The organism is Pedobacter nototheniae (assembly GCF_004335085.1).
GTDB lineage: Bacteria > Bacteroidota > Bacteroidia > Sphingobacteriales > Sphingobacteriaceae > Pedobacter > Pedobacter nototheniae.
In genome coordinates this window covers 1-11,482 of the sequence record NZ_RQRS01000042.1, presented here as the reverse complement: position 1 = coordinate 11,482, position 11,482 = coordinate 1, and the positions used below count along the sequence as shown (strand labels likewise).

General features: G+C 33.9%; 6 protein-coding genes. 3 read left to right on the top strand and 3 right to left on the bottom strand.

The window, feature by feature from the left end; all coding sequences use genetic code 11:
• Nucleotides 1-337 precede the first annotated feature (337 nt).
• The gene (locus EHC72_RS22275; RefSeq protein WP_131539929.1) at nt 338-1,141 is read right to left on the bottom strand and encodes an N-acetylmuramoyl-L-alanine amidase; all 804 of its coding nucleotides are present in this window, start codon (nt 1,139-1,141) and stop codon (nt 338-340) included.
• 221 nt (nt 1,142-1,362) lie between these two features.
• Nucleotides 1,363-2,076, bottom strand: a complete 714-nt coding sequence (locus EHC72_RS22270; protein WP_131539928.1) for a hypothetical protein — start codon at nt 2,074-2,076, stop codon at nt 1,363-1,365.
• Between the two features lie 504 nt (nt 2,077-2,580).
• Between EHC72_RS22270 and EHC72_RS22265 the strand changes: the two genes are divergently transcribed.
• The 3 genes from EHC72_RS22265 (at nt 2,581) to EHC72_RS22255 (ending at nt 8,143) form a co-directional block, all read left to right on the top strand.
• Nucleotides 2,581-3,183, top strand: coding sequence for an outer membrane beta-barrel protein (locus tag EHC72_RS22265; protein WP_131539927.1), 603 nt, complete (start codon nt 2,581-2,583; stop codon nt 3,181-3,183).
• A gap of 293 nt (nt 3,184-3,476) precedes the next feature.
• On the top strand, nt 3,477-6,698 hold the full coding sequence (locus EHC72_RS22260; protein WP_131539926.1) for a SusC/RagA family TonB-linked outer membrane protein: 3,222 nt from the start codon (nt 3,477-3,479) through the stop codon (nt 6,696-6,698).
• 17 nt (nt 6,699-6,715) lie between these two features.
• On the top strand, nt 6,716-8,143 hold the full coding sequence (locus EHC72_RS22255) for a SusD/RagB family nutrient-binding outer membrane lipoprotein (protein WP_131539925.1): 1,428 nt from the start codon (nt 6,716-6,718) through the stop codon (nt 8,141-8,143).
• Between the two features lie 277 nt (nt 8,144-8,420).
• Here EHC72_RS22255 and EHC72_RS22250 read toward each other — a convergent pair whose 3' ends face one another.
• Nucleotides 8,421-11,243 carry a S8 family peptidase gene (locus tag EHC72_RS22250; RefSeq protein ID WP_131539924.1) on the bottom strand — a complete coding sequence of 941 codons (2,823 nt, stop codon included), beginning with the start codon at nt 11,241-11,243 and terminating at the stop codon, nt 8,421-8,423.
• Nucleotides 11,244-11,482 lie beyond the last annotated feature (239 nt).

The following is an 11,482-nucleotide window of genomic DNA, read 5'->3' as shown; positions in this document are numbered from 1 at the left end:
TCTTGTATTTATTAATCATAGAAATGGATGGATAAATCCTGTGACTGGATGGAAAATTATGCAAGCACAAATTGCTATATTTTTTGAGGACAGATTTAATCAATGACACAGTTTATTGAACAGACCCAACGAGGAGCATCATTTACCCAACGAGGAGCATCATTTAAGAGAGTGTAAATTAGATTGTGTAAACGGAATAGAATTAGTGTAGGTTCTGTTCACCAAACTGTGCCATTGATTAAAGGAGCATTATTTAATAACACCTCAATTTGAGGTGTTATCGAATTACCTTTTTATCAATAAAGAGGAAATTTCATTTTTACAATTTGAGATACGCCTAAATTCCGAGTTCTGTTGCTTTAGCTTTAACAAGATCGCGTAGTGCAGCCATTGGCATGCTTAAACTACCTCCTGGATCTTGTTTATCATTAACTTTGCCAGCTTCTTTTCTTAATTCATCATGCCCTGCAACGTAATCTAAATCAAATTCATCATTTTTAGATTTAGCCCATAGAATAAAATTTATCAATGATTTTTCCTGTGCTTCTGTATATTTCTGGTATTTACCTGCAACAATATAACCTTCAGCTACCTTAACTTCTCTATAAGGGCCAACTGCAGAGCCTAATCCCCAGCAACAAATCTCCATCCCGGCAAAATAATCAGATACATTTGTTATCCCTTTCCATTTACTAACGCCTGAGTGATAGTTCCAGTTTTTAAAGATATCAAACTGCTCAGGAATGTAAATAATGCCATTTTCATCCATAACCATACAACCAAAGCCTTCATTTTTTAAGTAATTTATTACACCTTCTGCATTAGCTGCAGTTCTTCCACTTACGGTGTAGTGAACAGTTAAACCCTTAAATTTCTCCGATGGAGTTGCATAGTTTCCACGATCTTTAAATTTAATGCCCTTTACAGTAACAAATACGGGTTCTGTAATGCCAGCAATAGTTTTATTTACCATCGCAATATCAGCAGGCATACTGGCATTATCGCGAATTGCTTCTACCTTAAATTCAAAATCTTCTGCCGCAGCCGTAGATTTTGGTCCCCATTTACCATCAACTTTAAGGTTCGCTCCCTTTCTGTTCATAGCTTCCTGAGCTTTTTTTACAAGTGTTTCATTTTCCATAGTAGTTTGTTTTTAGTTTATTACCCTTTACATAAATTACTGAAATGCAAAAGATTAATCGAAACTAAGCAATGCAGAGTTGATGATAAATACCTTGATGGTGGTATTTTATTGAAAAATAATACCACTATTAAAAAACTTGGATCACAGGAAATTAATTGAAAACCAATTAACAGACTTGCACTGGTTTGCCCAGGTTTTGTTGTTGATAAAAGATTAACTTAATGACTTATTTTATTAAATTTAATATCCTGAATAGCTTTATACAACTGATGATCTTTTTTTAATACAGCGCGACTATAAGTTTTAATATCATTGGCAATATCTACAAGCCCTGTTTTATCCGCATAAAAAAAGTTATATCTATTTTTCCGGGCTACATCTACAGGGCTTTTAGATAAGGCTACCGCTGTTAGTGCTTCACCCATTTTTACTGCCAAATCATTAAATGTTTCCAATTTAATATCACTTTCTAATGGTAAATAAACCTTAGTATTTTGCAAGGCATCTATATATCTTTTAAAATTTTCTAATTTATTATCGTAAGATGTTTGTGATTGCGAATGATTTGTTTTGCCTTCTTCCACAGGATCTGTTTTTTTATTAACGCCCCTAATCTTATCAGCAATTGTTTTAATGGTTTCTAAATCTCCTGGGTTATCTACTACTACTTTTAAATAATTGTAGCTACGGGTAACCAGATTGTTTTGTGTACTAAAAATGAGTTCTTGCTTATCTACACATTGGTTGTATATAGGTGCCAGCTGACTTAAAGTACGCATAAGTTCTTCGCTTTTTATAGAAATTGCCTCAAGGGCTTCTATATTTAATGATGGTTTTGGTGGTTGATAATCTCCTTCAAGGTTTTTTAACTGAATAATTAAATCTTTAAAATTGGCTGCATTTTTTGCATAGCCGGTTTCCGAGCTTGACATAAGCTTTTAAGTTTAAATGAAAAATATAGGTTATTTATTTTAGGGGGAGATTGATGTAATAGTACAACAAAAATTCTTATAAGGAGTATATCAAATATTTTAACTAAACATTAAAGCCAGTTTAAAAGTAAAATACCCGTTTCTAAATTTACTCCTTAAATATTGGAAACATTTTTGGCACGCATCAATATTACAGCCTGCTATACTGCCTTAAGCCTGCCATAAATGCGGTTAAAAAAACTGACAATTTTACAAAAAAAGTCAGATTGGCAATTTGGCAGCGCTCAAAAATTAATCAATCGATTAACTTTGTGTCACACTAAAATAATATTGATTTAACATTAAATTTATATCTGTTTATTACATAAGAGGTTATCTAAAAACTGATTTTTTGATGACGTAAGGAATGTTTTTTGGCACAACCATTGACTTTTAGCCAAATATAGTCAGAAATTAAAAAGGTAGAATTTGACTATAATATTAACAAAATAAATAATAAAAAAGATGAAAAAACTATTATTATCATTAGTTGCAGTTGCAGGATTAGTTTATGGTGCAAATGCACAAACAGAAAAAGGAAAAGTTATTTTAGGTGGTAATGTTGGCTTCAATACTTCAAAAGTTGATGGCGCAAATAAAGCTGATGTTAGCTTTAGCGTTGTACCACAAGCTGGATATTTTGTAGCAAACAATTTCGCAATTGGTACAGGTGTTGGCTATACATATAATAAAGAAGTAAGTAGATTAAGACAAACTGGTGCTTTTGAAGTTGCTCCTTTCGGTCGTTACTATGTTAACTTATCTGATCAATTCAAATTCTTCGGACAGTTATCAGTTCCAATGGCATTTGGTACAGTTAAAGCTGTTGATGCTAATGGCGATACAGGTGCTAAAGTTGGTACTTCTACTTCAATTGGTGTTAACGTTGCTCCAGGTTTTGCTTTCTTCCCTACTAAAAGAATCGGTATCGAAGTTTCAGTTAACGGTTTAGGTTATGAAAACTATTCAGTTAAAGCAGAAGCAACTGGTGCTAAAGTAAAAACTAACTCATTCGGTTTAGAAGCTAATACTTTCGCTCCTAAATTAGGTGTAATGTTCCACTTTTAGTAAACCATTACTTTAATAAAAAAAGCCGTATCATTTTAAAATGATACGGCTTTTTTATTGCTATTTATTTTTTTGATGAATTGAAACTATCAACAAAAATTAACCTTAGTTTTTAATAATCTTAATGTTTAAAAAAATAAAATTGACCTATCCAAATAGATTAACCCATTAATATAGCTACCTAATCCTACACAACCATCCTTAAAAGCACCCAATTAACCCATAACACAGCTTACAGATATCTTTAATAAAATATTTACATATAATTTAGAAAATTAACACAACTAAACTATATGAAAAAATTTCTACAAGGCTTGCTCTTTCTTTTGAGTATAGCGTGGTCATCTTACGCACAAGAAAGAGTAATAACAGGAACAGTTAGCTCAAAAGATGACAAGCAACCACTACCCGGGGTAAGTGTAAAGATCAAAAACAAACCAGGTGGAACAGCTACAAATGCTGATGGTAAATTTAGCATCAGTGTATCTACCAACGATCAGTTAATCTTTTCTTACGTTAGCTATCAATCAAAAGAGATTACTGTAACGGTAAATACTAAAAGCATTGCAGTAGAATTACAGCCAGATAACAATCAGCTTACCGAAGTTATGGTAACAGCGATGGGGCAACTGCGAACTAAAAATTCCCTTACTTATGCAGCCCAACAAATTAAAGGAGAAGAATTAAGCCAAACAAGAAGTGGCAATGCTGCTTCGGCACTTTCAGGAAAAATTTCAGGGCTGCAAATTATTCAGGGCAATTCAATAGGTGGCTCTACAAACGTCATTATCAGGGGTTATAAATCACTAAAAGCTAATAATCAAGCATTATTTATAGTGGATGGCGTTCCAATTAATAACGATAATAACAACTCTACAAATCAAACAACAGGAAGAGGTGGTTACGATTATGGTAATGCAGCGGCGGATATAAATCCAGATGATATTGAATCGGTAAATGTTTTAAAGGGCGCAGCAGCAAGTGCTTTATACGGCTCTAGAGGTGCCAATGGTGTAATTATGATTACCACCAAAAGCAGAAAACAAAACGGACTTGGTATAGCCATTAATACTGGTTTAAGCGTAGGTTTTATAGATAAATCAACCTTTCCTACCTATCAGCATGAGTATGGTGCAGGATATTCTAGTGGCTATGAAAGTGGCGATGGATTTAACTTAATAGATGTTTTAGGAAATGGTGTAAAAGAAAAAGTGGTACCTACTACCGAAGACGCTTCTTATGGAGCTAAATTTGACCCTAATTTGTTGGTTTACCAATGGGATGCTTTCGATCCCAGCTCACCAAATTTCCATAAAAAAACACCTTGGGTTGCTGCAACTAAAGGACCAGCATCCTTTTATGAAACAGCAATTTCCAATAACAATAACATTATCTTAAATGGCACTTCAGATAAAGGAACCATAAAGCTTGGTTATACCAGAAATGATGAAAGAGGAACTTTACCGAATAGCAAGATTTTAAAAAATATTTTAAACTTTAGTGGTAGCTACAAAATTACCGACAAAATAACGGCATCTGCATCGGCTAACTACTCTCAAATTAATGGCTTAGGAAGATATGGTACCGGTTATAGTGGATTAAATGTAAATCAAAGTTTCCGCCAGTGGTACCAAACAAATGTTGATATCCAATCTCAAAAGGATGCATATTTTAGAAATGAAAAAAATATTACCTGGAACTGGCAAAATCCATCTACAACTAGCGGTCTTATTCCAATCTATACAGACAATTATTACTGGACAAGGTATAAAAATTATGAAAATGATACCCGTAACCGCATTTTTGGTAACGCATCTTTAAACTATAAAGCTACTGAATGGCTAAATATTTTAGGTAAGGTAAGCTTGGATTCTTATAGCGAAATACAGGAAGAACGCATTGCTTATGGCAGTAAAGAGCCTGGTGCTTACTCTAGGACAAATCGTTCTTTTCAAGAAACCAATTTTGATTTAATTGCCAATTTTGATAAGAATTTAACTACGGATATTAACTTAAAAGCTTTAGTGGGCACAAACATTAGAAACACCACATTAAATAGCATATATGTTACAACCAATGGCGGGTTAATTGTACCAGATTTATACGCTATCTCTAATTCTGTTGGAACATTAACATCCCCTGTAGAATATTATAAGCCAACAGAAGTTGATGGCATTTTTGGAGGTGCTACATTAACATACAAAGATTACATCACCCTTGATGGTACATTTAGAAGAGATAAATCTTCTACTTTGCCAACAGCGTATAATGCATACAACTATTACTCTGTTGCGGGTAGCTGGTTATTTTCTAAACAACTGGAAAAGGAATTCGCCTGGTTATCATCGGGTAAGTTAAGGGCAAGTTACGCCACAGTTGGTAACAGTGCAGATTGGGGAAGCACAATAAATACTTATACTCCAAAGAACAAATTTGGTAGCAGTATTTTATATGCATACCCTGTAACCACTAATAATTCTTCACTTAAACCTGAATTAACTGAAAGTAAGGAGGTTGGTTTAGAAATGTCCTTTTTAAAAGGAAGAGTTGGCTTTGATGCCACCTATTACCTTGCAAATACTAAAAATCAAATTTTACCCCTTGCAGTATCTCCAAGTGTTGGATATTCATACACATACATTAACGCAGGTATAGTTAGAAATAGAGGCTTTGAGCTTTCGTTATTTGGTAGCCCAATAAGAACACCAAACTTTAGCTGGGATATTAATATAAACTGGACAAAAAATAATGCTAAAATAACTGAACTTTACAATGATAGTAAAAACGTATTACTTGCTGATTATCAGGGTGGAGTTACTGTAAACGCAACACTAAACCAGCCATATGGCACTTTACAAGGTAAAGATTATGTTTATAACGCCAATGGCGATAAAGTTATTGATAACGATGGTTATTATAAAATCACTAGCACTACTACCAACATTATCGGTAATATAAACCCAGATTGGATTGGTGGTATTAATAATAAATTCAGATACAAAAATATTTCATTTAGCTTTTTAATAGACATCAGAAAAGGAGGCAACGTATGGTCATTAGATCAATATTACGCAACCTACACTGGAATTTTACCCAACACGGTAGGCTTAAACGATTTGGGCAACCCGGTAAGAAACCCCGTTACAAGTGATAGTAAAAGCGGAGGCGTTGTACTTGCTGGGGTTACAGAGAATGGGCAACCCAATACCAAAAGAGTTGTAATTGATGCAAACTCCCCTGCTTTACCTCCATCTGCATTTTCTTATGATGCCAGTTATGTTAAATTACGTGAAGCAACATTAACCTACTCGCTCCCTAAATCTGTTATAGCAAAATTAGGCCCTGTTAAAGGGATTGATATTTCTGTATTTGGAAGAAATTTATGGATTATCCATAAAAACCTACCATATTCTGATCCTGAAGAAAACCTTTCATCAGGAAATGCTCAAGGCGTTCAAAGTGGTGCATATCCAACAACCAGAACGATTGGACTTAATGCCAAACTATCATTTTAACTTCTAAATTAATTATAATGAAAAAATATAGCATGCTTTTTATCCCTCTACTATTATTGGCGGGCTGCAAAAAAGATATTACAACGCTTAATAACGACACTAAAAGACCTACAATGGTACCAGCAGGAAGTTTATTTACTTATGCTACTAAATCTTATTCTGATGCGATAACAGATCCTAACATAAACGTAAACTTTTTAAGGTTTACAGTAAGTCAATGGGCTTCTGTAACCTATCAAGATGAACCGCAGTATGACTTTACAACCAGAGGTGTACCAAACAAGTGGTGGTTAACCATGTATAGTAATGTTCTTCAAAATTTAAAGCAGGCATCTATAATTATTAATAATGATCCTTTAATAGCAGCAGGAGAAAAAACAAATAAACTAGCAATATTAGATATTATGCAGGTTTTAGCTTACAGTACATTGGTTAATACCTTTGGCAATGTACCTTATTCACAGGCATTGAATCCAGATAATTTGTTCCCAAAATATGATGATGCAAAAACAATTTCGCTCGATTTGATTAAACGCTTAAATGATGATATTGATAAGCTAAGTGTGGGCAGTATAGGTTTTTCACAAAATGAAGATTTAATTTGTAAGGGCAATATCTCAAAATGGATAAAGTTTGCCAATACACTACGCATGCAACAAGGATTAATTTTGGCTGATGTAGATGATCTTTCGGCTAAAACAGCATTTGAGGCTTCAGATTCGAAATCTATTGCATCTGCTACGGATAATATAACGCTTGTTTATCAAGCTGGCGCTCCAAGTCAAAACCCTCTATATGTTGAGATTGTAACAGGCAACCGGGGTGATATTGTGGCAGCAAAAGACCTTGTTGATAAGCTAACTTCGTTATCAGATCCTAGATTGGCTTTGTATTTTACACCAAATAATGCAGGAAATTATAAAGGTGGAATAGTTGGTGCTGTTAATACACCGTCAGAAATATCAAAACCTAATCCGAAATTGTATGCTGCAAATGCTGAAACTTTATTTATGGATTATGTAGAAACAGAATTTTACAGAGCGGAAGCAGCAGAAAGAAATTATACCGTAACAGGAACCGCCGCATCTCACTATAATAATGCAATTACAGCATCTATATTATATTGGGGTGGTACAGCTGCTGATGCTGCTACTTATTTGGCCAGACCTGATGTAGCGTACACAACAGCCGCAGGAACATGGAAAGAAAAAATAGGTACTCAAAAATGGATTGCTTTATACAATCGCCCATTTAATGGCTGGACGGAATTACGTAGATTCGATTATCCAAAAATAACGCCACCTATTAGTGCTAAATCAGGATTTCCAAATAGATTTACCTATCCAAGTAATGAGCAACAGTTGAATGGATCTAATTACACCAGCGCTGCAAGTGCAATTGGTGGAGATAAAGTTGAAACAAAATTATTTTGGGATAAGTTTTAAACTTCAATTATTAAAAAAGCCGTGTCATTTTAAAATGATACGGCTTTTTTATTGCTCCTTATTTTTGATGAATTGAAGATTCCCTCACTAAAAATTAAGTTTAGAAACTGTTTAAATTTCACTAAATATTTTACTCCGTCACCCTGAATTTTTCAGTAGCAGTTATTGTTGCTTTTGTCTTCAAGAGGACTACGTCGTTTAGTTCAGGGTCTTTTAAGATAGATTCTGAAACAAGTTCAGAATGACGATAATTTTTTAGACAAATTTAAACAGCTTATTAATTTTTAATAATCTTAAACTTTTTAAGTTGTTGTTTATTTTTAGATATTACCCCAACATAAATACCAGATGTTAATCTGCTTAAGTTAAACCGGTTACTATCATTGGATGTTTCTTCAAAAACCTTTCGCCCTAACATATCAAATAAAGCCAGCGAATAATTATCAAATGCTCCATTTAAAATGCTTAATTCTGTACTAACGGGATTTGGATACACAATGAGATCATCCTCTTTAAGGTAATTTATAGAGATAATTTCTGATTGAATTTTAGTGCCATCTTGTGTTACAAAGGTAACCCTATACCTTTGTATTCCAGTTCTTGGTGAGGCATCAACTGTGGCATAGCTTAATACATTTTCTTTTATACTTTCTTCCTTAATCGGTACAAAAGTGTTTGCATCTATTTGTTTTTCCCAAATAAAGCTTTTAAGATTATAAGTTGTTCCTATGTTTAAACTTAACTGAACGGCATTAGCTACAATATCACCATTTAGGCTTGCTAAATAGCAAGCTATTCCTTGGTTTTGATAATTTATGGTATAACTTTTTAAACCTGTAAAATCTGTTCCATTCTCCGATAGGGCAAAATAAGGCGATGCGCCTGCAACCTTTTTTACAATAATCATAGTATCTACAGTATTTTCAATTGGAGTAAGTTTATTATCAATGATTGTATAAAGTGTATAACTTTTTGCAAGCGGTTGAGGTTTCCAATGGAACAAAATATTGTTGGTACAGTTAAAGCCTACTTTTAAAGCCGGAGGTGTAGAAATTATAAATGAATTGCCTTTAAATTCCTGTCCTTCTACCTCCATTTTAAACAATGCACGTGTAAAACGATTAGGAGGCTGCCAATTGTAAAACTTGGTACTTAAATTTAATGATTCGGCTACAACAAGCCAACTACTTCCATTATCGTAACTTACAGAAAGCTTGCCTGTTTTATTATCAAATGTATTTTCCCATCTGATGTAATTGCTTTCTGTAGCGAAGAGATAATCGTTTTTTTCAGGGAAGGTAAATCGAAATTGATTTGGCAAATTAAGTTCATAAGCAAGGTAAAATGCTTGTTTATCCTGCGTTACCTTTCTGCCTTTAACATGCACAATATATTTACCTGGTTGCAAAGCATCTAGTGTAACTTGTTGCACATTGTTAACCTGATCAATTCTTCTGGTTGCCACCTTTACAAGAGAATCTGCCATAGGATAGATACTCAAAACCCAAGGTAATACAGCTTTACCATTCAAATCCTCTACAGAAAGATCGAGATGATTAACAATACTTTGAACACTATTTATGGCTGCAGGTAAATCATTCCACACTAAAGTAACCTTTAGCTCTTTTACAGCTTCTTTAACTTCAATTGGAAAAGTAAAATCCTGAGCTTGCGTTACCTCTCCTTTTGTAAATCTATTTTCGGCAAGTGTATTGAGCGCTTTTAAAGCATTAATTTTCCCGAAACCATAAAAGTAATCAACATGCGGTCTGCCTAAATCATCTGCAGAATTTACTAAAACACTTTTAATTAAGGCTGCTGATGCTGCTTTACCAGTTAAGCTATGATACTTTTGCTGCAATAAAGCTACAACGCCTGAGGTTAAAGCAGCTGCACCAGAGGTACCATCCTGACCAGAAGATACAACATCAGGCTTTACACGCCCATCGTAAGCTGGGCCTTTGCTACTTAAAGCCTCAGAAACATTTTCACGACCTATGCCACCTATAACGAAAACATTTTTTGCCTGCTTGAAATTACCCGTAAGGTTTGCTGCGTTTTCAATATTTTGATAAACCCCTGATGGTGCTTTTGATGTACCCACATTTCCGGCAGAGAAAACATGTACAATCGTATCTGCCTCATATACTTGCTGATCGTAAGCCTGCGCCTCTATACCGTATGTATTATCAATCCCTGTACCATATGAGTGGTTTTGAACGGAAACATTTACTGCAGAAAGCTTTTTAATATCATCAGGCAATAAATTACTATAATCTGAAGTTATTAGTTTTGCTGAAGGCGCTACTCCTAAGCCTTTTAAAAAAGAATTGCCTGAACCTAAGGCTAGCGTAGCCATAATAACGGCATGACCATTATCTGCAGAACTATTATTACCAGGAATTACTTTACCTAAAAGATCTAAATCATTTACATCAAAAATACCTTCCTTTAAAGAGAGCGTAATGTTTTCACCATTCAATTCGGGATATTTATTGTGTGCCGCAAAAACATCAACGGAAGAAAGATCTAAATCGCTAATTACAATTTCTTCTTTGGCTGTTTGTACCACATCCGCAAATAATATTTCACTATGGTTTAGTACATTTTGTAAATCAGAGAGCGGTAAAGAAATGATAATTAATTTATATGTGTTATTTACCGATTGTAATTTATATGACTTCAGGTATTCGGGCACACCACTAAACGAATCATTAAAAACCAAGCGGATTAACTGCTCTTGCCCCTTTTTATTACCCTGCTCCCATCTTTGGATTAAATTATCACTTGCTTTCCACAAACTATTGGATTGCGTTTTATTTATAAATGCCTGAGAAATAAGGCTAAGGTTTTTAGAACTTACAATAAACTGGTTTGCTGAAAATTGCCTTTTAGGATTTATTTTAGAAATTTCTTCGGCGGTTAAAGCTGTTTTAAACTCAACTAAAACAACGCTATCTGAAGGATTGATAAAATTATTATGATCTATATTAATGTATTTCTGTAATTTCTTATCTAGTTTATTAGGCGCAACCTGTGCCACCGCCACGCTGGCTGAGCATAACAAAGATATAGTTAGGCACCAATTAGTAAATTTCACGCAATAGTAGATTGTATTTTAAGTATCTGCCCAACGCATTATAAATTAGTTATAGGCAACGATTACAAATTACATAATTAAAATCTAATTATATTCTATAGCTGCAATTGTTTTTTACAAAAAAAATAAAAATATTTTTTCAGTTAAAAATTTATTCTAAACAGTGCTTATAAAAAATATAAATATTTAAGAAAAGCATAAAAAAACAACAAACATAAACATTCAAAAAAGTATTATTA

Bases quoted from the DNA above. Each gene is read 5' to 3' on its own strand.
- EHC72_RS22275 (WP_131539929.1), bottom strand. From the start codon at position 1,141: ATGGAAAATGAAACACTTGTAAAAAAAGCTCAGGAAGCTATGAACAGA.
- EHC72_RS22270 (WP_131539928.1), bottom strand. From the start codon at position 2,076: ATGTCAAGCTCGGAAACCGGCTATGCAAAAAATGCAGCCAATTTTAAA.
- EHC72_RS22265 (WP_131539927.1), top strand. From the start codon at position 2,581: ATGAAAAAACTATTATTATCATTAGTTGCAGTTGCAGGATTAGTTTAT.
- EHC72_RS22260 (WP_131539926.1), top strand. From the start codon at position 3,477: ATGAAAAAATTTCTACAAGGCTTGCTCTTTCTTTTGAGTATAGCGTGG.
- EHC72_RS22255 (WP_131539925.1), top strand. From the start codon at position 6,716: ATGAAAAAATATAGCATGCTTTTTATCCCTCTACTATTATTGGCGGGC.